This window comes from Paraburkholderia caledonica NBRC 102488, from assembly GCF_000685095.1.
Lineage (GTDB): Bacteria > Pseudomonadota > Gammaproteobacteria > Burkholderiales > Burkholderiaceae > Paraburkholderia > Paraburkholderia caledonica.
In genome coordinates this window covers 33,574-56,604 of record NZ_BAYE01000011.1, presented here as the reverse complement: position 1 = coordinate 56,604, position 23,031 = coordinate 33,574, and the positions used below count along the sequence as shown (strand labels likewise).

Below are 23,031 nucleotides of genomic sequence, written 5' to 3'. Positions count from 1 at the left end.
GGCTTTTCCTTATCGAGCTTGGGTATTCATCGGCACGGCGGCAGCGCGAGCCGCGCGGCGCCGCGCGAGCCACGCATGTACCGTCCCGAACACGACGGGTACGAACATCAGCGTCGAGAGCGTGCCGAATGCGAGGCCACCAATCACCGCGCGGCCGAGCGGTGCGTTCTGTTCGCCGCCGTCGCCGAGGCCGAGGGCCATCGGCAGCATGCCGATCAGCATGGCGAGCGCGGTCATCAGCACGGGCCTGAAGCGGTTGAAGCCCGCATCGAGCGCGGCGGCGAGCGGCTCCATGCCGGCCTGCAACGACTCGCGCGCCGTGTTGATCACGAGAATGCTGTTTGCCGTTGCAATGCCGATGCACAGAATCGTTCCAGTGAGAGCCGGCACGCTCAGCGTGGTATGCGTCGCGAACAGCATCCATGCGATGCCCGCGAGCGATGCCGGCAAGCCGCTGATGATGATCAGCGGGTCCAGCCACGACTGGAAGTTCACGACCATCAGCAGATAGACGAGCGCGATTGCGAACACGAGCCCGGCGCCGAGACCGGCGAACGACTCGTTCATCGACTGCACCTGACCGCGCACCACGATCGACGAACCGGGCGGCAACTGCGCGCGCGCCGCGTCGACGATCCTGGATACGTCTGCAGCGACGCCGCCCAGATCGCGGCCCTGCGTCGCCGCGAATATGTCGAGCACCGGCTGCACGTTGTAGTGCGAGACGACCGCCTGTTGCGAGCTGCGATCCAACGTGCCGAGCGTGCCGAGCTGGTTCTGTGGCGCGACGGTGGCCTGATTCGTGGTCAACGGAATGTTCGAGAGCGTCTGCAGCGAGTCGATGTCGTACTGCGGCACCTCGGCCAGCAGCGGATAGCTGACGCCGTTCTTCGGATCGAGCCAGAAGTTCGGCGTGGTCTGCGAGCTGCCCGAGAGCGCGATCAACATGTTCTGCGCGACGTCACGCTGCGTGAGGCCCGCCTGGATAGCCTTCGTCCGGTCGACGTTCACGTCGATGGTCGGCGCGTCGCCGGGCTGCTGGATGCGTGCGTCGACGAGACCGCGTACACCGCGCAACTGCGCAAGCAGCCGGTCGGCCACCACGCGGTTCTTGTCGAGCTGATTGCCCACGATCTGCACGTCGATAGGCGCGGGCAGGCCGAAGTTCAGGATCTGGCTGACGATGTCGGCGGGCAGGAACGCGAACGTCACACCCGGAAACGACGTGGCGAGCACGTTGCGCAGTTGCGCGACATATTGCGCGGTCGGTTTGTGCTTCGGCTGCAGCGTCACCAGGATATCGGCGTCTTCGGGGCCGACCGGATCGGACGAGTCGTAGGTCAGGTTGATGCCGCTGACCGGCACACCGATGTTATCGAGCACTGCCGCCTGCTCCGACTTCGGGATCACGCTGCGAATCTTCGCTTCGACCTGATCGGTGATGCGCGCTGTTTGCTCGATGCGGGTGCCCGTCGGTGCGCGCAGATGCAGCCGGATCTGCCCCGTGTCGACGGAGGGAAAGAAGTCGCGGCCGGCGAACGGGACGAGGATCAGCGACGCGAGACACAGCGCGACATAGACCGGCACGAAACGGCGGCGTCCCGAGATCGCGCGTCCCAGCATCGCACGATAGCCGCTGCGCAACGCCTCGAAGTGCCGTTCGAACCGCGCCTGGAAACGCGCCACTGCAGCGAAGCGTCCCCGCGCATTGTGGCCTTCTTTGGACGGCGCGCGCATCAGATACATTGCGAGCGTCGGGATCAGCGTGCGCGAGAAAAAGTAAGACGCGCACATGGCGAACACGACCGCTTCCGCAAGCGGAACGAACAGATAACGCGCGACGCCGGACAGCAGGAACATCGGTACGAACACAATGCAGATCGACATCGTCGAGACGAACGTCGGCACTGCGATCTCGCCTGAGCCGTTCAGGATCGCATCATGCAACGGCTCGCCCTTTTCCAGATGGTGCGTGATGTTTTCAATCGCGACCGTCGCGTCGTCGACCAGAATACCGACGGCGAGCGCAAGGCCGCCAAGCGTCATGATGTTGATGGTCTGCCCGAGCGCTGCAAGTGCGATCAGCGACGTCAGCACGGCGAGCGGAATCGTCACCGCAATGATCAGCGTTGCGCGCCAGCTGCCGAGAAACAGCAGGATCATCGCGGCCGTCAGGCATGCGGCGATCAACGCTTCGCGCACCACGCCCGAGATGGCCGACTTCACGAACACGGACTGATCCGATAACGGGGTGATGTGCAGTGCTTTCGGCAAACCGGCCGCGATTTTAGGCAGCATGTCTTTGACCTGCTGGATGATCGTCAGCGTCGACGCGCTGCCGGTCTTTTCGACTTGCAGCAATGCAGCGCGCTTGCCGTCGCTGCGCACGATGTTGGTCTGCGGCGCATATCCGTCGATCACATGCGCGACGTCGCGAACGTACACCACGCCGCCTTGCACTGTCTTGATCGGCAGATCGTTGAGCGCAGCGACGCTCTTCGTGCTGCCGTTCATCTCGACGTTGTATTCACGCGAGCCGATTTTCGCGGTGCCGCCCGGCAGAATCAGGTTTTGCGCATTGACTGCGTTGACGACGTCAATCGGTGCGAGTCCTTTCGCCTGCAGCGCCTTTGGATCGAGCTCGACCATGATCTGGCGGATCTTGCCGCCGAACGGCAGCGGCACCGCCGCGCCCTGCACGGTGGCCAACTGCGTGCGGATAAAACTGTTGCCGAGATCGTAGAGCGTCTGTTCGGGCAACGTGTCGCTCGACAGGCCCAGTTGCAGGACGGGCACCGTCGATGCGTTATACGTAATGATGTTCGGCGGCAAGGTGCCCGGCGGCAGGACTCGCAAGATCGACGCGGAGTTCGATGCGGCTTCGGCGATCGCGCGGTTGATGTCGGCGCCGGGGTGAAAGAAGATTTTCACGACCGAGACGCCGTTTAGCGACTGCGACTCGATGTGCTCGATGTCGTCGACGTCCGTCGTGAGCGCACGCTCGTAATTCGACGTGATACGGTGCGCCATGTCTTCGGCGGAAAAGCCGTTGTACGACCAGACAATGCTGACCACGGGAATGTCGATGTTCGGAAAGATATCGGTCGGTGTGCGCATGATCGCAAGCGGGCCGAGTATGAACAGCAGCACGGCCAGCACGATAAAGGTGTAGGGCCGCCGCAGGGCCAGTCGGACTATCCACATGACATTTCCTTGGACGATGGGCTCGAGAGATGGCCCGTGCCGCGGTGCGTCCAAGCGGTGCAATGCGGCGGGCTGATGACGTCGCAGTGTGCCGATCCGTCACTGACTTGTAAGTGACGGCGTCATTACAAGTCTGTTATCTGCGTGGGGTGCAAAGACGAGCGGGCAAAGGCAGAAAGCAAGGGGCGCTGAGCGCGCTCGAAGATGACAAGCTTGTAATGCGCTGGTCAGCATTGGGTCAGTGCTCATTGCCCACAATCCGCTCAACCCTTCACGAATCGCAACGGAGGGAACCCGGGCCGCGCTCATCGTGAATGTGGCCGCAACTCACAGACAGGTGAATGATCATGAAAGCACTGCTCAACGTTGTTCTCGTTTCCTGCGCACTGGCTGCGCCTGCGCTTTCTTTCGCGCAAACCGCCGATCAGCCGGTGACGCGTGCGGAAGTGCGCGCCGATCTCGTGCAGTTTGAAATGGCCGGATATCGTCCGGTCGCATCGGACGCGCAGTATCCCGCGGACATTCAGACCGCGGAGGCGAAGGTGTCCACCGCACAGACTGCTACGTATAAGACGTCGGTAGGGGGCGTGTCGATGAACGGCTCGTCGCAAGCAGGCGCGCCGGCATCGGTGGACGGTGCCGGGCACATCTACTTCGGACATTGAGCCGCGTTTGCGGTGTCATGTGCAACCGCCGGGCGGGCAATGAATGCGTTTCTCGCGATGCGAGCCGCCCGGGATGTCGCTGGTTGCCGGTGCTTCCGGCCGGTAAACCGAAAGCAATGTTCGACGGCTTCTTAACGAAGCTTTACCACTGCTGATGAACGAACGGCGCGATCTTTTGCAGATATAGCGCGCGAAGGACTTCCATGGCCGAATCTGTCAAGGGCGGCAGTTCGCTCGCCTCAGCGTTTGCTTTGGCTTGCGCGGCGTTCTTCGCTCCTGGAATGACAGTCGTCACTCCATCGTTCATGAGGATCCAGCGAAGCGCAAACTGCGCCATCGTGGCGTTTTGCGGGACGAGTGAGCGGATTTCGTCGACGGCTTCCAGAGCGACGTCATAAGGAACGCCGGCAAATGTTTCGCCTTTGTCGAAGGCCTCGCCGTTACGATTGAAAAAGCGATGGTCATTGGCCGCAAACGTCGTCTCGCGCGTCATTTTTCCGGTGAGCAGGCCCGACGCAAGAGGCACCCGGACAATGACGGCGACTCCTCGGTCACGAGCTTCCTGAATAAAGCGGGCCGGCCTTTGCCTGAAAATGTTGTAGATGATCTGTACCGACTTCACGCCCGGATATTCGATCGCTTTCAGACCTTCTTCGACTTTCTCGACCGACACACCGTAGCTGCTGATCTTTCCCGCTGCGACCATGCGGTCCATCGCATCGAAAACTTCCGGCCGGTAATACACCTCGGTCGGTGGACAATGAAGCTGTACGAGATCTAACCGCTCCATATCCAGGTTCTTCAGGGACCGGTCGACAAAAGCATTCAGATTCGCTGCGGTGTAGCCCTGCGCCACGTGCGGGTCCAGTCGCCGCCCAGCCTTGGTCGCAACGAATGGCCGCGGCCCTGAGCGTTCCTTGAGCACATCCGCGATGATCCGCTCCGAGCGGCCGTCGCCGTAAACGTCGGCGGTGTCAATGAAGGTTGTACCGTTATCGAGCGCTGCATGCAGAGCCGCCTTTGCATCGCTCTCGGCGACGTCGCCCCATGAACCTCCAATGGCCCACGCGCCAAACCCGATTTCAGAGACGCTCTTTTCTGCGTGTCCGAATTTCCGTCGTTTCATCTTGATTCTCCGTTCATGGCATGAGTTGTCCGCCGTTGACCTCGATGATCTGCCCCGTGATGTATCCCGACATGGCGCGAGACGCGAGGAACAGGAACGCGCCGACGCACTCCTCCGGCAGGCCTTCTCTGCCCATCGGCACCGTGGCAGTCTGCGACGCCCAGATTTCTGGCGGCGTGTATTTGTCGTGGAACGGCGTCTGTATGAGTCCGGGTGCTACCGCGTTGACCCGGATTCCGTCCTGTACGAATTCCTTTGCGTGGCCACGGGTCAAACTGCTGACAAAGCTTTTTGACGCCGCGTAAAGCACCGCTCCTGCGCCGCCGCCCGTACGCGCGGCAACCGACGACGTATTGATGACGTACCCACCGGATTCCTTGAGAAACGGATGGGCAGCCGAGGTTGCTTCCCAAACCGATCTTGCGTTCAGATTGACGACGCGTTCGAAGTGGCTGGCCGAGGCGCTTATAGATGCCAACCGTCCCAACATGGCGCCGGCGTTATTGATGAGCCCATCGAGTCCGCCTAGCAGTTGCGCCGCTTCCTTCACGACCCGCGATGCTTCGCCCGGCTCGCTGACGTCGCCCTGGACAAGATGAATGCGCTCCGGCGATTCCGCACGCAGCGCTTGCGCAGCCGCTTCGCTCTCGTTGAAATGCGCGACCACGTGCGCGCCCTGTGCGGCGAATGCGCGAACAACAGCCGCTCCGATTCCAGTCGACCCGCCCGTCACGAGAACTCTCGTATCCTTCAGATCGCCGATCTGTATTTGCTCAAGTCCATGCATGGAATTTCCTCCGAACGGATTAACATGAGCGGGGCGTACGCCGCGGCGCTCCGGGTTCTCGACGAAGAAAATGATTACATACCGTAGAATGAAACGGATTCACTGGAACGATGAACGGCATTCATCATGGCGAAGAACGACCGGATCGATTTTGCGGACTTAAGGCTGTTTCTTGCGATCGTCAGGTGCCGGAGTTTCCGGCTGGCTGCGATTGAACTCGGGCAGACGCCGTCAGCAGTCAGTCACGCGATGCGGCGGCTGGAAGATCGCCTCGGCGCAAAGCTGCTTAACCGAACCAGCAGGGCGGTTTCGCCAACGGAGGCGGGGCTCGATCTCGCTTCGCGGCTGGAAGAGGGCTTCAATCAGATCGGTTCGGCTCTCGAGAGTTTTGAAGCGCCGGGTACCGCGCGACTCGGCTCTTTACGTCTGAATGTTTTCGCAGATGCCGCCCACTTGCTGGTCGCACCGGCATTGCCAGAATTCGCCCGCCTGTGTCCCGATGTGCAGCTTACGGTCGTGGTCGATAACCGGCCGATCGACATCGTTGCAGAAGGATACGATGCTGGCATTCGCTACGGTCATCATGTTCCCGAAGACATGATTGCAGTGCCGCTTACCGGCCCGCAGCGATGGGTGATGGCCGCGTCGCCCGCCTATCTGAAGAAACACGGCACTCCTCGTCACGTCAGCGAACTGGCCGATCACAACTGCCTTCAGCTTTTGCTCGGTGACAATTCGAGCTACCGTTGGGAAGTCAGCGTTGCAGGTAAAACAACCTCGATCCGAGTGCCAGGGTCGATTACGATCAACGATACCGCGACTACGATTAGCGCGTGCAAGGCAGGAATGGGCATAGCGTATCTGCTGGAGGCTCGAATCGCCGATGAGCTGGCGCGGCGTACCCTGAGGGTTGTGCTCGAAGACCATGCGTGCGCTGAGGATCCACTCCACATGTACTACAGTGGTCGTCGATACAACCACCCGGCGTTGCTTAGCTTGATCAATATCATCCGGAAACAGCAGTCACTCGCGAAGATTCTAAGGTCGCGTGAGTGAGCCGCACCGGCGCGGCTGATTGCTGCTGTTGCCTTTGCCACGAGGGTTACTTGACGTGAAATTTCGTCATGCTGCCCGTCGCACGCGTTCGCATGCGACGGACGAGCGCTCCGATGCTGTTAGTGAGCAACCGGCTCGTTGAGATAGACGCCCGAGGACAGCGTGGCTTTCACCTCTCGCGTGAACTCGTCGGTGGATACCTCTTCCGCGCCGGCTTCAATTGCGTCGTATGCCTGACGCACGACGTCGGCCGGCGTTGCCTTCGGCACTTCCAGCCCACGCGTCAGATCCGTATCGATGAAGCCGGCGTGAAGCCCGACAACTTGCGTATGCTGTTCGCGCAACGAATGACGCAGGCCGTTGGTCAGCGCCCACGCGGCCGACTTCGACACGCCGTAACCAGAGAGGATCGGCCGGTTCACCCAGCTCGCGACCGAAAGCACGTTCAGAATCGCGCCGCCGCCGTTGCTGGCGAGGTTGCCCGCGAACGCCCGCGACATCGCCAGCATGCCAAACACGTTGGTTTCAAGGTGATCGCGCAACGCGTCGATCGCGCCGTCGTCCGTCAGGCTGCCAAGCCGTGCGATGCCCGCATTGTTGATCAGCAGCGTGACGTCACCCGCCGCCTCGGCGGCAGCGGCGACAGCAGCTGGATCGGTCACGTCCAGTTTCACCGGCACGACGCCTGGCAGCGTCACACTGGCCGGATCGCGCGCGCCTGCATAGACCTTGCGCGCCCCTCTTTCGAGCGCCTGTTTCGCAAACTCGAGGCCAAGGCCGCGGTTCGCGCCCGTTACGAAAACAACAGAACCGTCGATTTTCATGATGAATCCTTCATAGGGTTGATCGCAGGCGCGCCGGCTCACCGGGCGCATGGGAACTGATTAAAAGACTTCCTCGTGTATTTCTGCATGTGTTGCCTTGTGTACCGTGCCGTCGGCTTGGCGTCCCATCACACCGAAAGTCAGCTACACTTATGTCAATGTCGATCGACATCGTCTTTTGATGCATTGTGTCGATGCAACTCGGGTATGTCAATGGTGATCGACATTGTGTTTGTTAATCGATGCGATTGTCTGGTTAAGGGAGAAAGCGATGGGTGTGTCTCGACAACAGGCCGCCGAAAACCGGAGCGCGATTGTCGCGGCCGCCGAGCGGCTGTTTCGCGTTCACGGCGTCGACGCCGTGGGGCTCGCGGAGTTGATGAAAGAAGCCGGTTTCACGCAGGGTGGCTTTTACAACCACTTCAAGTCGAAGGACGCGCTGGTCGCCGCGGTGATGGAAAAGGCGATGCAAGACTATGGGGATTCGCCGAACGCCGGTAGCCTCGTCAAGCAAACCGCGCGCTATCTGTCGACCCGGCATCGCGACAACATCGAGGCGGGGTGCCCGCTGTCCGGCTTCGTTGGCGACGCTCCCCGGATGACTGCCGCCGCGCGCGTGTCCTACGCGCGCGGCCTGGCGGCGTATCTCGACCGGTTTGCAGCCATGATTTCCAAGGAAGGCGCGGCGCCGGAAGAAACCCGCCAGGATGCCATTGCGGCGTTCAGTCAGATGGTCGGGGCGCTCGTGTTGTCGCGCGCGATTGCAGATGCCGATCCCGCCTTTGCCGACGAAATCCTCGAAGCAGGGCGCCGCACGCTTGCCGATGAGAGGCCACCTACGGCTCCATGAGCGCTACCGTGCGATAGGACGGCGACTGGGATCGGGCAGGGCCGTTTGGCTAATGACTGGTTTAAATCGTCGAACGTCGTTCGCGCTTTCGGCGCTGAAGGGACGCTCAACTTACACCGTACTCACGCAAATGCGCTGCGTTCGCAATGCACTCAGCACGGCGTCCACAACCCGCTCGACGCCCGGCCAGTTTTTTTCGTGTTGGCCTTCGATATAAACATCCGGTGAGACGCTCTTATAGTGTTCCGGGTATCCCCAGATTGCATCGTGAACCGTCGGCCTCGTGATACTGCCGCCGAGCACTGCGACCGTCGACCGGCGGAAGGCGGCAGCCACATGCATCAGCATCGACGAGTTCGTCAGGACGGCATTCGCATCTTCAGCGAGCGCGAAGACCGTTCGCATCGACACCCCGCCCGCGACCGAACGCACCGGGACATGGGGTCCCGCGGCGGCGATAACTTCGTTGGCACGCGCCTTATCGGCTTCGCTTCCAACTATGAGAATCTCGCAGCGGTCGCCGGACTGTTGCAATGCGGACGCAATCTGCGAGAGCGCTGCCCCAAACTGCCTGGGATCCCACGCCTTGGTGGGAACACCCGCTCCGACGCCGACCAGCACTCGCCATATCGTGCCAACTTCCGCGGAGTCATTTGTCCAGATCCTCTTGGCGCTTGCGCGTTCGGCTGCCGTGAGGAAAAGCTGAGGTCGAGCGTCGGGAAGGTCGGTTGCGCCGAGCAACTCAGCTTGTGCGAGCGCGGCGCGACCGGATTGACGGCGCGCGAAGTCAATGTAAGCGTGACATCCGCTGTGGCCGCCGCGATAACCGCGCACGCCGATGCGGTATCGCACACCAAGCCGCATCATCAGGAGCGCCCCCATGTAACTGCCGAGGACGTCGATTCCGACGTCAAACCCGCCTCGCTTGCGCAGCGCGGCGACTTGCGGCGACTTCAGCAGGAAACGCACGACGTCACCGGGCGAGCGGTTCTCGACGATCTTGTTGTTCCATGGTGCGTCGATCTCGACGATCTCATCGATGAACGGATTGTTCTCGAGAATCGGACGCCCCCAGCGACCGATGCCGGCAACGATTCGGGTGGCTGGGAAGCGTTTTTTGAGCGCCTCGAAGATCGGCGTCGCAGTCAGCAATTCACCAAAATCGTTCGGTCGAAGGACAAGAATTTCACGCGGCGTACTGCGACGAGGGTCATGCCGCGACGGGGTCAAGCGGCCAATCACCCAGACCGGGAATTCAGTAAGCAGGCTTTTCCATTCCATTGCATATCCACGAGATAAGGTGAGTGCCGAGCCGCGCGGGGCGACGCACTGAGTGTGCATGGAAGGAGGTGCCCGGTCTGTGGGCCGCCATACGAAACTGCCGCGTCGTGAGCGCTCGCCGCTATGGCGCGTTCGCGAGCTCGCAGCTTTCCGTCGCCGGTGTTGAGCCCGGCGGACTTCAGTTCAACGTTCTTTCGTCCGGACGCAATGTCAAGACGCTTACACCGTTTCGGGTAACGGCGACGGTATGCTCGAATTGTGCGGACAGCTTTCCATCGTTCGTGACGACGGTCCAGCCATCGTCTTCAGTCCGAACGGCATGTCGCCCCTGGTTGATCATCGGCTCAATGGTAAATACCATGCCCTCTTGCAGCACCAGACCGGTTCGCGGTTTTCCCCAATGCAGCACCTGAGGCGGCTCGTGCATTTCGCGTCCGATGCCGTGTCCACAATATTCCCTTACGACCGAATAGCCGTTTCGCCGTGCGTGCCGCTCGATCGCATGCCCGACATCGCCCAGTCGCGCGCCTGGACGAACGGCCCTGATGCCTTTCCACATCGCTTGATACGTGACTTTCACGAGTCGTTTAGCTAACGGCGATACCTCGCCTAGCAGATACATTTTGCTGGAGTCCGCGCTGTATCCCCTTGCCGCCGTGAAAAACAGGCTGACGATGCAGTTGATTCGCCGTGAAGTACAGATATCCGTCGGTGCTGACCGACAGTGTGTCCGGCCACAACACGCGCGGGTCGTGCTCGTGGCTCACGCCGCTTATCTGGCGTACTTCGCCAACAACGACCGGATCGCCGGATCGTTCATGTTTTGTGGCGTAACGGTGACCACGTCGACGAAGAGAGTGTGAGGTGGCGAATGGCCCTGCAGTGCCTCGACCATGGACGCCAAGGCGAGGTAACCCATACGGTAAGGGTCCTGCAATATGGCGGCATGTACGAATCCTTTTTTGAGGCCTTCCAGGAATTCCGGACGCCAGTCGAATAGCACGAGGCGCGGGCGCTGGCCGATTGCCGCGGTCTCGATCACCCGCAGAGCGCCGTAGGCAATTGGTTCAGCCGGCGCGAAAACGGCATCGAGGCGGCCTGGGTAGCTGTTTATCACCTCGGCGATCAGCACTTCGGCATCGCGCGGTTGATACCCTACGTAGGTATCGATCACCACATTCCATCCCTCTTTGCGGGCAACGCTTAAGAATCCGCTTTCTCTCGCGGCAGTCGAACTCACGTTGGGCGCGAGCCGCAGCATTGCCACCTTCGCGCCCTTCTTTAGAACCGGTACCAGGCTGAGCGCCGCCTTCCTGCCTGCGCCGAAATTATCTGTGTAGACGGTCGAGAGTCCGTCGTAATCGGCGCTGTATCGATCCACGAGGATCACAGGGACAGGGATTGAAACCCGCGTGTCGCTGGCCAATGGTTCCGGTGCCAGTAGCACACCCGAGACTCCCTGCGTCACCATGTATTCGATAATGCGCAACTGGATATTCGATGTATTGAGCGACTCGCCATCGGACGGGCTGCGAATCAGCAGACCTACACGATGATCATGGGCCGACTGTTGTATTCCCTTGAGCAATGTCTGATAGAAGACAAGCGATGAGCCCGGCAGGACGACACCGATTGTGATCGCGTGCGTGGTCGGCATCATCGCCACCAGCGACCAGAGCAGCACGAAAAATCTCAGAGGTCCAAGCATGGTGTGTCCACTCGAAGTGGCCTCAACCTGACCGCATAAGCTTGCGGAAAGGCATTTCCCTGTTATGAAGACTCTCGCCGGGCAAGCGGAATTTTTTGCCCCACACACTGGTTTTCAGCGACCTTTCGGAATAATAAGCCGATGATCGGCGGCCTGCCATCGTCACGTAACGGGTTGGGGCAGCGGACGAGTCCGGCCAGTTTCAGCCATTGACATCGTCTGCTGCGCAGACATCTCGATGTCGCCTTCGGTCGGCAAAGAGTCATCCGGTTGGTCTTGGTGTGGTTGCCGTGCTGCGGATGGCGGAAGAGGCAGAGGTGAATGCGTGAGGACTCGAGACGCTCGGAGGCCCAGGAAAGCAACTCGCGCCCTCGCAGCCTGAAACCTGCTGTTCTTATTTCGCGCACGCGCCGCGTCTGTTCTAGCATCCGCTGCATTGCTCGCCGATATGGCGGTCGTCCCTCTGCATGCGACGACTAGTGGTTCTGCTGTAAACCTATAGGGGCAGCTCAAACCTGAACGCAGCACTGTCGGATAAACGCGAGTATCTCTGTGAAATCGTCCGGCAGGATGCCCGTAAGGTGACTATCATTCGTGTGTCGATTGGCGGGAGGATCTATGTCGCCTTCGTCGTCAGAGTGCTGGCCTTGGTGCGGGCGCATCGCGGCGCTTGTCGTTGTCCCGCTTGCCGGGTTGTCGCCGGCGTACGCGGAGCATACCGCGAGCGTGCTGCCGCAAGGCGGGCGCTATGTCGCCGGCGCGGGAAGCATCGCGAATCAGGGCAACGCGCTTGTCGTCTCGCAGCCTGGTTCGACGCGCGGCGTGATCGACTGGAACAGCTTTTCGATCGGTAACGGCAACACGGTCACGATCAACAACGGTTCGGGCGCGACGCTCAACCGCGTGACGGGCGGCTCGCCTTCTTCGATTCTCGGCAGTCTGAATGCGACGGGCAGCATGTATCTGATCAACCCACAAGGCGTGTTGATTGGCCGCAGCGGCGTCATCAGCACCGGTGGGCGCTTCGTCGCTTCGACGCTCGATCTCCCCGATGGCGCGTTCATGAACGGCGGCACGCTCACACTTTCCGGATTTTCGAACGGCAAGGTCATCAATCTTGGCAAGATCAGTTCGAGCGGCGGCGATGTCTTTCTGGTTTCACACGACGTCGTCGTGAATGCCGGCGAGGTCAGCGCGCCGAACGGCACCGCCGAATACGCGGCGGGACAACAGGTCGTGTTGTACGAATCGTCGAACAGCAGGCAGGTGTTCGTGCAGATAGCCAGCCACGGCAATGTGATCGATCGCGGCATCACGCAGGCCGCGCAGATCAATCTTGAAGCCGTCGACGGCAACATTTACGCGCTGGCCGGAAGCGGCTCGCGTATCCGCGCGACGGGCACCGCGACGCGCGACGGCCATATCTGGCTGGTCGCCGATTACGGCAACGTGACGCAGAACGGCACGCTGGCGGCGACGAATGCGAACGGCAGCGGCGGCACCGTCGATACGCTCGCGAACACGCTCATGCTCGGCGACAGCGCGTCGGTCAAGGCTGGACAGTGGAACGTTTCGACGCCGAACCTCGCGGTCGACAGCGCGACCGCGGGCGCCTTCACGCGCAGCCTGAACGCGGGCACATCCGTCGATGCGACCGCGACGGGCACGAACGGCGCAAGCGGCGACACGAACGTCGTGTCGGACGTCGACTGGCAAGGGTCCGCGTCGCTCGCGCTCGTGGCGTTCCGTCACGTCGCCATCGGCCTGCAGACGACGATCCGCAATACGGGCAGCGGCAATCTGAGCCTGCGCGCGGACGCGGCGGGCATCGATAACGCGGGCAGCACGTCGAACAAGGGCACGATTGACTGGTCGCGCAGCACGGGGGCGGTCAGCGCGTACTTCGACATGAACGGCGTCAACAGCCCCGGCGTCGTGATGCAGAACCCGGCATTCGCCCCGTCGGCGTTGGGCGGCCCTGTGAGTCAGTACACGGCCTACGAGCTCGTGAATTCTCTAACCGATCTGAACAGTATCAACGCCGACCTCGCAGGCAACTACGCGCTCGGCAGAAACGTGAACGCCGCGCCGCCGCCAGGATTGTTCAACACGTCGATCGGCGGCATCGCGGCTAACGGATTTTCATTTAGCTACTTCACGGGTCAGTTCGATGGGCTCGGACACACGATATCGGGTCCGTCTTTTTACGCGTCCGACGCCAGTCCGTCGCCACCGGGCGGTCTGTTTTCTGCAATCGGCCCGACGGGTATCGTGCGCAACGTGAACGTGCAGGGGACGATCACCGGCCCGGCGTTGCTTGGCAATTTCGGCATGCTGGCGGGCGTCAACGAGGGTATCGTCGCGTCGGATCACAGCAGCGGCACGATCGACCTTCCAGGAGCGGGACTTGGCGTGCACGCGGGCGGTCTGGTCGGCGATTCCAGCGGCCTGATTTACCGGTCGTCGAGCAGCACCGATGTCAGCACCTTCGACGGCTATACCGGCGGACTCGTCGGCGCGGACGAGGGCGCGATCCGGCAGTCGTTCGCTTCGGGCAACGTCGCGGCGGACGCAGTCGGCGCGGGCGGTCTGGTTGGCCTCGCCAAGGGATTGATCGTCGAATCCTATGCGACGGGCGCCGTCACTTCGCAGCAAGGCTCGGTCGGCGGGCTCGTCAATACAACCCTATTTAGCGATATAGAACAGTCTTTCGCGACCGGTCATCTTCAGGCGCCGTACGGCAGAGGCGGCATCGCGGCGCAGATCCTCGAGCCTGGCGATCTTCAGAGCGACACGGTGTGGGATACTCAAACGACGGGCACCAATATCGCCGTGGTCAGCGGTCCCAATGGCGGGACGGTCGGCACGGCGCAGGGGCTGACGACTGTACAGATGAGCACGCCGTCCACCTTCCCCTCGGCCTACGACTTCGGGCCGAATGGCGTATGGGCGATGCCCGCCGGCGCGACGCATCCTATCCTGCGATGGCAGCTCGCTCCGTAGATCGCGCCGCTAAAACAGGGCGGAGTCGCAACCGGCAAATCAACGAGATGAGGCCTAACACATTGCTGCGGCTTTGAGGTCGTTCGCGATGTGTGGCCCTCCGGCCGCCGCCAGAATTCCGATCGTCCGCCTCCAAAATCCGTTTCTTGGTGCGATCATCTTCACACTCCCCTGTGCCTTGTTGAAACGGCGGTTAGCGTCGTGGCAAGCCGCTTTCTTATGCTCGCAAAGAGCCACACCCTAGGAATCACCTCCGTTAAAAGCGAGCGTCCATTAGCCGCGGTGACCGGCCGCTGTTTGTGAGGTCCGATTCGCGTCGATGAGCGTTGCATCCTCATGCCTTTATCGCCTTCGAGAACGACAACACAATCCCTCGGCGGCATCCCACTTGTCGGCTGAGTCATATCCAGGAGACCACGATTGACGCCCGCGAAAAAGAAGGACTACTTCGAACACTTTCTGAAAATAGGTCTGTGGGGCAGATAGATTTCCGTGCCATCAAAATAGATTGCTACACCGCCATCGACACCGGACTTTACCCATTCGCGTTTGGCGACGGGTGGGAGGTGAAGGCGCGTTATGCGTTCACATTCAAGTGGAACGCGAAGCATTGGCTGTTGTATCGCTTGCCTATCATAGTAGGTCACTATCCTTCAGCGACGGGCCAATTTACGGACGGCGGTAGCGCCGAGCAGCTGAAACAGTCGGCCTGCTAAACACGGTTATCGCTACAAAACGCCGGACAAACGGCGAGGGGTTGGCGCCGGTGTCGCCTCGACGTGACAAGGCACGTGACGCGAACACGGATCCCGTCAGAAAACTCGGACAGTCCCTAGTTCATTGACTGCCGCTCCCCGTGACATAGAACCAAGGTCCAATACCCGCCGGCGTGGGCCAGGCCTATTCTTGACCCGAGGTACTTTTGTTCGGAGATTGCCATGACAACATCAACGGGCCTGTAGAGGTTCAGGTCGTGTACACGGAGGCGGTCGCGATATCCGTCACGCCCGGCATGAGCAAGTAACACATCAATGAACCGACTTCTTTCAGGCGTCGGCAGACGCGGCCGCATGGATCTGTTCCGACTGCCATTGTGACGGGCGTGCCCTGGATTGTTGCCAGCATCCACGAGGTGACCTGCCGGGAGACAAGTTATGCTGCTCGCACCGATTACCCAACGGGTGTTGTCCAGAGAATTGCTCGATGTCCTGATCCGTGCCGGACTCGTTGCTGTTCTGGCTATTTTCTGTTTCCGGATATTCTTCCCGTTCCTCAACCTCATGGTCTGGGCGCTGATCCTGGCGATCACGCTGTATCCGCTTCAGGTCAGACTGCGGCGTACGCTCGCCGGCAAGGATGGTCTGATCGCCACGCTGATCATCCTCGTCGCGTTCGGTGTCATCCTCGTACCGACGTATCTGCTGGGCGTTGCGGTAGCCGAATCGATCGATAATGCGATGGCCATTTTCAAAAGCGGCAGCTTCCGCGTTCCACCGCCTGCCGACTCGGTGGCCAACTGGCCCCTCGTTGGCCAGCGTGTGTACGACTTCTGGCAGCAGGCCTCGACCGACCTCACAGGTCTCGCGCAGAAGTTCGCACCGCAACTCAAGGAAGCCGGTCTCGCTCTGCTCGGAACGGTGACGGGCCTCGGCGCGGGGCTGCTGCTATTCTTCGCCGCCCTGATTGTCGCTGGCATACTGATGGCCCATGGCGAGACAGGCCATAAAAGTGCGGTGGAGATCGCCTCGCGCATCTCCGGCCCTGAAAACGGCCCGCAAATCGCCGAACTTTGCACATCCACTATTCGTGCGGTCGCCCAGGGTGTGGTCGGGATCGCGTTCATTCAGATGCTACTTATTGGTGTCGCGTTCGTCGTCATGGGTATTCCAGGTGCGGGTCTGCTCGCGCTCGCGGTGCTGCTGCTTGGCATCATGCAGTTGCCTGCCACCCTGATCACCATTCCGGTGATTATCTTCGTGATTGCCACGCAAGGCGTGAGCGCAATCACGATCATCTTCTCGGTCTATGTGTTCGTCGCGGGGCTTGCCGATAACGTGCTTAAGCCCTTGCTGCTGGGCCGCGGCGTCGCCGTGCCGATGCCAGTGGTGCTGATCGGTGCGCTCGGAGGCATGGTCACGGGCGGCGTCATTGGCCTGTTCATCGGACCTGTCATGCTCGCGGTCGGGTATCAACTGTTCTGGCGATGGGTACAGGACCAGCCGAAGCCGAAGCAGTTACGAGAAGATCATCACGTCTGATGCTTCCGGTGCCGATCGTGTCCTCTGCGTCACTGCACGCGCGCCGGTACTGGCTGCTGTTCGCCGGCAGTTGCCTGAGCGCGTGCATGCGGGTCGGCCCCGACTTTCACCCGCAGCATGAGAGCTGGACTGAGCACTGGAGCAGCGCGTCAATCGTGCAGGTCACACAGCAGGCAACACAGCCTGACATCCGCCAATGGTGGCAGGCATTCGCGGACCAGAACCTCGAGAGTCTGATCGCACAGGCCGATGCCAGCAACGGCGATGTGAAGATTGCCGGCCTGCGTGTGCTCGAGGCGCGCGCCCAACTGGGTATCGCGATCGCGGGCCGCTATCCGCAGGTGCAGCAGGCCAATGCCGACGTCCTGTACTCGGTGCGCAAACGCTCGGATGGATTCAACCCGCGCTCAGGCGGCTTCTGGCAGTACGGGGCGGGCTTCAGTGTCGGCTGGGAACTGGATTTCTGGGGGCGCTTCAGCCGCGCAATCGAATCTGCCAATGCCGCGTTTTTCGCGGCGCAGGCCAATCGGGATGACGCGTTGGTCCTGCTGCACGCACAGGTCGCCGATACCTATTTCACGCTACGCACGGCGGAGGCGCGCCTGCGCATTGCGCGCGAGAACGCCCAGTTGCAAAAGCGCAGCTACGAGATCGCGCTAAAGCTCTTCAAAAGCGGTGAGACCGATGAACTCGACCTCCAGCAGGCAAAGACGCAGTATCTCGGCACGCTGAGCAGCATTCCCGATTTCGAGAGCCAGATCGTGCTCGCGCATCATGCGTTATCCGTGCTGATCGGACGGCCGCCCGGGCCATTGCCGGAACTGAACGTGCAAGCGGGCAAAGAGGAAGTGGTGCCGCTCGTCGATCGGGCCGTGCTACAGGATGTCCCGGCAGATCTTTTGCTGCGCCGCCCGGATGTACGCGCGGCCGAATTGCAGATGGCCGCGCAGTCCGCGCTCATCGGCGTGGCGGAGGCCGATTTTTACCCGTCCGTGTCGTTGCTGGGCTCCCTTGTGTGGAGCGCCAGCTCGCTCACCGGCGCTCCGAGCACGCTGGCCCTGGTCGGCGGCCCGAGCGTCACATGGAACCTGTTCGATCACGGCAAGATAACCAACAACGTGCGCGTGCAGGACGCCCGGCTGCAGGAGCTGACTGTCGCCTACCAGAACACCGTGCGCGAGGCGGCCCGTGAGGCCGACGACGCCGCCACAACAATCATCGCTGCGTTGCAGCGCGACACGATCCTGAACGACGCGCAAGGAGCCGCGCAGCGCTCGCTCAAGCTCGCCAATACGATCTACCGGGAAGGGTACTCGGACTTCCAGCGGGTCCTCGACGCGCAGCGTGCCCTGTTCGCCCAGCAGGACGCGTACATCGTCAACCGCGGCAACGCGGTGGGCAGTCTGATTGCGCTCTACAAGGCGCTCGGAGGAGGCTGGTACTCGGAGCAGCCGCTCGTCGATCCCGCGACGCGCCAGCAGATGCAGCAGCGCAACGACTGGGGCGACTTGCTGAACGAGTCGAATACTGCGTCCCCCGCCGCCAGCTCGCCAGGAGGTTCGTCCCGATGAGCGACAAGCCCGAGCCCCCGCCCGTGACGCCGCCGAAGCCGCAGGCGCCTGCCGCCGACCCGTCGGGCCAAGCAGTGAAGTGGGTCGTCTGCTTGATCGTCGTCAGCCTGGTCTGGTATCTGTTCGCCGATCGCTTCACCCCTTATACGCAACAGGCACGCGTTCAGGCTTACGTCGTATCCGTCGCCGCCGAAGCATCGGGGCGAGTGATCCGCGTCTTCGTGCATAACAACCAGGAAGTCAAACCGGGCGACGTGCTCTTTGAGGTCGATAGCGGCCCATACCGGATCGCCGTCGACCGCGCGCGGGCCGACCTCGAGTCGACGCGCCGGCAGGTCGGCGCGAGCACGGCCGGGGTCGATTCGGCACTCGCATCGTTGCGCGCGGCCGTCGCGAATGAAGTCAAGGCACGCCAGGACAGCGAGCGCCTCGAAAGGCTGTATCGCGACGATGAGGGCACCGTCTCTCTGCGGCGCCTCGAAGTGGCGCGAGCGACGCACGAGCAGGCCCAGAGCCAGGTTGCCGCTGCACGTGCCGAAGTGGAACGCGCTCGCGAGCAGCAGGGCGGCAAAGGGGAGGAGAACGCGCAGTTGCGCGCCGCAGCCGCAGCGCTGGAAAAGGCGGAACTCGATCTTGCGAATACGCGAATCAAGGCGCGCTCAGGTGGCGTCATCACGGATCTGCGCACGGAGATCGGCCAGTTCGCAGCGGCGGGCAATCCGGTCATGACGCTGATTGCAATCCGCGACGTGTGGGTCAGTGCAGATATGACCGAAAACAATCTCGGGCATCTACGGCCCGGCACGCCCGTGAGGATTGCGCTGGACGCGCTGCCGGGCGAAGTTTTCGAGGGGCGGCTTCGCAGTATCGGCTATGGCGTGAGCGTGGGGCAGAGCGCGCCGCCCGGCGGTCTGCCCACCGTACAGAACAGCCGCGACTGGCTGCGCCCCGCGCAACGCTTTCCGGTCATCGTCGAGTTCGACCCGGATGAGAGGGCGCGCCTTCACAACGTTCGTGTCGGTGGACAGGCAGAGGTGATGGCGTTTCCAGATCCGGGTAATCCGCTCAATCCGCTGGGTCGCCTGTTTCTACGCGTGATGAGTTGGGTCTCATACCTTTACTGAATGGCTAACTACTGCATCTATGGAACACAGGCTTGAGCTTCTCGGTCCACGTACGCTACGCGTTGCCACAGGGACGGCACTTTGCCTGACGATCAGCTTCGCGCTGGACCTGTCGGTCCCCGTCATTGCGCCGGTGTTCGCCGTTTTTCTTCTTGCGACGCAAAACCGCCCACTGTCGTTCAAGGCCGGCGTAGCGTTCGCGCTGATCGTGGCTTTGACCACGGGCAGCGGCTTGCTCCTTGTGCCGTTGCTTCGCCATTACGCGTTCGCTGGCGTGATGCTGGTTGGCCTCATGCTGTTCCTCGCGTTTCGCTATGGTTTGCGCGGCGGGAATAATCTGATCTCAACCTTTCTGGTGGCCGGCCTGACGATGATCTCCGCTGCCGGAACCGCTGACTTCCAGTCGGCCGTGACGGTGGTTGGCGCGCTGGTGAAGGGCCTTGTGCTAGCCGTGCTGGTGGCAGGATTTACTCACATGCTGTTTCCGGAGCCCGTGAGCACGTGGCCACAACCTGCCGCTCAGGCCATGCCCGACGGGCAGGCGGCGCGCATCGCGCTGCGCGCCGCACTCGTGGTCATGCCAGCATATCTGCTCGCCATCACCGATCCAGCGAGCTACATGCCGATCATCATGAAGTCCGTCAGCCTCGGTCGACAAAGCTGCACCACGACGGCCCGTAGCGCAGCGCGGGATCTGATCGGCTCCACGTTGCTAGGTGGCTTGTTGGCGATCGTGTTCTGGCTTGCGCTCAGGCTCTTTGTGGACCTGTGGATGTTCTTCCTTTGGATGCTGCTGTTCGGCCTGTTGGTGGGTCGCAAGCTCTATCGCATCAGCACAACGCGTTACTCATCGAGTTTCTGGCTGAACAGCCTCGTCACCATGATCATTCTGCTGGGCCAATCGGTGCAGGACAGCGCGGCGGGAAAGGACGTCTACACGGCGTTCGCGATCCGTATGGGACTCTTTGTGGCGGTCACGGTCTACGCCAGTCTGATGTTGCTGATTTTCGAGCGAAGCCACCGCGCGCGATGACGCTGCGCTCAGCCGCGCCTCAGCCCAACGCAATCATTGGGTCCCTGCTGATGTAGTCCCGAAAGAGGGTGGGGCTGACGTTCACCACGCGTAACGGGTGAGCACAATGTAGGAGGTACCTGCAATGGGAAATGCGACAAGCGACGCGGTCGTCCGCCTGCGGACACGTGAGATCTTGCGGGAATCCGGCCGGACTCTTTGGTACCTGCGTGCAATCCTGGCTGGCCTTCTGGTGCTGTTTGTTTTGCTAACGGTCGCAATGTATTACATGGGGGACCCTGTGGAGACGGTGAAGCGAACGGCTTCGACGATGGAGGAAACCTTGTACTTCTGCGCGATCACGGCGCTGACCATCGGATACGGCGACGTGGTCCCTACCTCAACGTTTGGCCGGATCGATGCGATATTGCTGGGCCTGATCGGCATGGTGTTCACGGGGCTGGTCGTTGCTGCAGCCGTGCGGGGCGTGCAGGAAGCTGCGCGACGGGCGGCGGGCGTTGTCGCAGATGCCGGCAAGCAATAACCACTGTGCTGTCTGAGCCGCTGGTCGACCTGCCCGATGCATGGGAGGAAATATCTAAGAGCACTGCTAACGTCGCGCGCGTGGCAATATCCGGCGGAAAGCCTTCGCGCCGCGCATGCGGGCCTGAGGCCAATCGCCGATTGCAAATTAAAACCGTCATTGCGCGGAGGTCGTTGCAATACTAACCGAATGACGGCTTTAGCCGATCAGCCAATTTGGTGGACTGAATGGCCGTTTTACCTCTGGAAGCTGCCGGCGGATCTGTGCTGGGCGGGCCCTGTTTCCGGGCTCTTTCATTCCGCAGTTACCCGCAGGACTATTGCTGGCATTTTTGAACGGGCTTGTCGGCGATCATGTGCATGATCGGACATTGTTGTGTGATGATGATACTCGCGAACAACTGCTTCGGCACCGTCGCACGCCACGGGAGATGCCTGGTCACGAGTTCGCCCTCACGTCGTCATCAAACGGTTAGCCATCGACAGAAGCGCCGAGATCATCGCTGCGTTCTTGACTCGTTCGCGCAGCTCGTTGGGACGCGCACGGTCAAAGCGTATTTGGACACAAAATAGACACGCGACCAGCGGCAAACCGATATTGGACCTAGGTCGAATAAACTTTTGTGCTCAAGCCGACCTATCCCGTTTCCTTAGGTCAAAACCCTGAAACCACAAGGGGCCAATCAGCGAATGCGCGATCGCCCCCTTTCAATGCGCCGGGGGGTTTTCCCTTCGTGGCGTGCGATCGCGCAACGAATCATAGATCGGCGGACAGTGCAGAACAGTGGGAACAATCATTGCGGCGAAGCACGCTGTGAGCATTGGCAAGAGCAGGGTGAAACTTCCAGTCATCTCTGTTACGAGGACGATGCCGGTTATTGGTGCGCGCACGATGGCCGTAAACAAAGCAGCCATGGCGACTACCGCGAATGCAATGGGATCGGCGGCTACGCCAGGAAGCCAGTGGACGCAAATCTTGCCGAAAGCGAGACCTGCTTGCGCACCGAGAACGAGCATCGGTGCAAACAGGCCGCCCGGTGCGCCGGTCGAATACGACACAGCGCCAAAGCCAAAACGGACCGCAAAAACGAGCGCAATGGTGCTGAGCGAGCCTGTTCCTTCGAGCGCACGTTGCGTCAGGGCGTCACCGCCGCCCGCCAGATCCGGCGCTGTCCATGCCAGCAAGCCAACCCCGGCACCCACCAGTATCGGCCATGCTTTGACGGCCCCACTCGACAATCGGTCCGAGACGACAATAGCGCTCAGTATTGCCTGGTTGTAGGCGACCCCAAGCAGTCCGACGAGCGCTCCGAGCGTCAGATAGGCGGCCGCCGTTCCGAAGGCCGAAAAAGACTGCGCTTTCACATGGAAGTCGGGCAAATCGCCATGGATGATGCGCGCCACCCCAATCGCTCCCGCGCAAGCGCCGAGCGCTGCGATTGCTGTACGCGTCTCGAACCTTCGGGTCAACTCTTCCAGTACGAATACCGCGCCGGCGATAGGTGCATTGAACGCAGCGGCCAATCCTGCCCCCGCGCCTGCCGCCAATAAGGCCCGGCAATCGTCGGCGTTCCGGCGAAAAAGCGACCCGATAGCATGAGCGACGGAGGCGCTCATTTGAACAGTGGGTCCTTCACGGCCAAGGGCGAGACCACAACCGATCGCCAGCACACCGCCGACAAACTTCACCGGAATGAGGATTAACGATGCGGGTGGTTGCTCTGCGCGCAGGACGGCTTCAACGTGCGGAATCCCGCTGCCGCTTGCGTGCGGTGCGAACCGACGGGCGAGCCAAACCGCGAGGGCGGTCGAAGCCGCAGTGGCTACGACCACAATGCAAAAGCCAGTAAAGCTCTGCGCGTGTGCCCACGCAAGGAACAAGGTGCGGAATCTGTCTGCCTGTTCCAGCGAGCGACGAAACATCACCCCAATCAAGCCTGATACCGCTCCCACAACGAGTGACAGAAGGCCTAATTCGACTAGCCCTTTGTGGTTCTCTTCGACAGCGGCGGTCTTCAA

Annotated in this window: 16 protein-coding genes and 1 pseudogene; 9 read left to right on the top strand and 8 right to left on the bottom strand. The window is 61.3% G+C overall.

Features of this window, described 5'->3' with window-relative positions; genetic code table 11:
- Positions 1–9: 9 nt before the first annotated feature.
- Positions 10–3,204 carry an efflux RND transporter permease subunit gene (locus BCA01S_RS21480; protein WP_027778687.1) on the bottom strand — a complete coding sequence of 1,065 codons (3,195 nt, stop codon included), beginning with the start codon at positions 3,202–3,204 and terminating at the stop codon, positions 10–12.
- A gap of 347 nt (positions 3,205–3,551) precedes the next feature.
- Between BCA01S_RS21480 and BCA01S_RS21475 the strand changes: the two genes are divergently transcribed.
- Complete coding sequence (locus BCA01S_RS21475) at positions 3,552–3,869, top strand: DUF4148 domain-containing protein (RefSeq protein ID WP_027778686.1); 318 nt, start codon at positions 3,552–3,554, stop codon at positions 3,867–3,869.
- A 142-nt stretch (positions 3,870–4,011) separates the two neighbouring features.
- Here BCA01S_RS21475 and BCA01S_RS21470 read toward each other — a convergent pair whose 3' ends face one another.
- Complete coding sequence (locus BCA01S_RS21470) at positions 4,012–4,995, bottom strand: aldo/keto reductase (RefSeq protein ID WP_027778685.1); 984 nt, start codon at positions 4,993–4,995, stop codon at positions 4,012–4,014.
- Positions 4,996–5,008: 13 nt separating this feature from the next.
- Complete coding sequence (locus BCA01S_RS21465; RefSeq protein WP_027778684.1) at positions 5,009–5,782, bottom strand: SDR family NAD(P)-dependent oxidoreductase; 774 nt, start codon at positions 5,780–5,782, stop codon at positions 5,009–5,011.
- 126 nt (positions 5,783–5,908) lie between these two features.
- Between BCA01S_RS21465 and BCA01S_RS21460 the strand changes: the two genes are divergently transcribed.
- Complete coding sequence (locus BCA01S_RS21460) at positions 5,909–6,838, top strand: LysR family transcriptional regulator (protein WP_027778683.1); 930 nt, start codon at positions 5,909–5,911, stop codon at positions 6,836–6,838.
- A 119-nt stretch (positions 6,839–6,957) separates the two neighbouring features.
- On the opposite strand, the gene BCA01S_RS21455 is transcribed toward BCA01S_RS21460, so the two are convergent.
- Complete coding sequence (locus BCA01S_RS21455) at positions 6,958–7,662, bottom strand: SDR family oxidoreductase (RefSeq protein WP_027778682.1); 705 nt, start codon at positions 7,660–7,662, stop codon at positions 6,958–6,960.
- A gap of 271 nt (positions 7,663–7,933) precedes the next feature.
- Here BCA01S_RS21455 and BCA01S_RS21450 point away from each other — a divergent pair, with 271 nt between their 5' ends.
- On the top strand, positions 7,934–8,512 hold the full coding sequence (locus BCA01S_RS21450) for a TetR/AcrR family transcriptional regulator (RefSeq protein WP_027778681.1): 579 nt from the start codon (positions 7,934–7,936) through the stop codon (positions 8,510–8,512).
- A gap of 111 nt (positions 8,513–8,623) precedes the next feature.
- Here the strand turns inward: BCA01S_RS21450 and BCA01S_RS21445 are convergent, their stop codons facing one another.
- The 3 genes and pseudogenes from BCA01S_RS21445 to BCA01S_RS21435 all read right to left on the bottom strand — a co-directional run bounded on the left by BCA01S_RS21445 (position 8,624) and on the right by BCA01S_RS21435 (position 11,501).
- Positions 8,624–9,793, bottom strand: a complete 1,170-nt coding sequence (locus BCA01S_RS21445; RefSeq protein ID WP_027778680.1) for a glycosyltransferase family 9 protein — start codon at positions 9,791–9,793, stop codon at positions 8,624–8,626.
- Between the two features lie 178 nt (positions 9,794–9,971).
- Positions 9,972–10,439, bottom strand: a pseudogene (gene map, locus BCA01S_RS35075) (type I methionyl aminopeptidase); the annotation flags it as partial.
- A gap of 126 nt (positions 10,440–10,565) precedes the next feature.
- Entirely contained in the window at positions 10,566–11,501 is a 936-nt protein-coding gene (locus BCA01S_RS21435) for a substrate-binding domain-containing protein (RefSeq protein WP_042319082.1), read from the bottom strand.
- Positions 11,502–12,119: 618 nt separating this feature from the next.
- Between BCA01S_RS21435 and BCA01S_RS21430 the strand changes: the two genes are divergently transcribed.
- The 6 genes from BCA01S_RS21430 (at position 12,120) to BCA01S_RS21400 (ending at position 21,013) form a co-directional block, all read left to right on the top strand.
- Entirely contained in the window at positions 12,120–14,504 is a 2,385-nt protein-coding gene (locus BCA01S_RS21430) for a two-partner secretion domain-containing protein (RefSeq protein ID WP_042319080.1), read from the top strand.
- Between the two features lie 1,154 nt (positions 14,505–15,658).
- Positions 15,659–16,762, top strand: coding sequence for an AI-2E family transporter (locus BCA01S_RS21420; protein WP_027778676.1), 1,104 nt, complete (start codon positions 15,659–15,661; stop codon positions 16,760–16,762).
- Positions 16,762–18,333 (top strand): TolC family protein, encoded by a 1,572-nt coding sequence (locus BCA01S_RS21415; RefSeq protein ID WP_255218477.1) that lies wholly within the window; start codon positions 16,762–16,764, stop codon positions 18,331–18,333. Before BCA01S_RS21420 ends, BCA01S_RS21415 begins: the two co-directional genes overlap by 1 nt.
- A complete protein-coding gene (locus BCA01S_RS21410) occupies positions 18,330–19,457 on the top strand; it encodes an HlyD family secretion protein (protein WP_027778674.1) in 1,128 nt (375 codons plus the stop codon). Before BCA01S_RS21415 ends, BCA01S_RS21410 begins: the two co-directional genes overlap by 4 nt.
- Before the next feature lie 19 nt (positions 19,458–19,476).
- Positions 19,477–20,490: a DUF2955 domain-containing protein gene (locus tag BCA01S_RS21405; protein WP_027778673.1), complete on the top strand. Its 1,014-nt coding sequence runs from the start codon at positions 19,477–19,479 to the stop codon at positions 20,488–20,490.
- Between the two features lie 124 nt (positions 20,491–20,614).
- The gene (locus tag BCA01S_RS21400; RefSeq protein WP_027778672.1) at positions 20,615–21,013 is read left to right on the top strand and encodes a potassium channel family protein; all 399 of its coding nucleotides are present in this window, start codon (positions 20,615–20,617) and stop codon (positions 21,011–21,013) included.
- 707 nt (positions 21,014–21,720) lie between these two features.
- On the opposite strand, the gene clcA is transcribed toward BCA01S_RS21400, so the two are convergent.
- Positions 21,721–23,031, bottom strand: coding sequence for a H(+)/Cl(-) exchange transporter ClcA (gene clcA / locus BCA01S_RS21390; protein WP_027778671.1), 1,311 nt, complete (start codon positions 23,029–23,031; stop codon positions 21,721–21,723).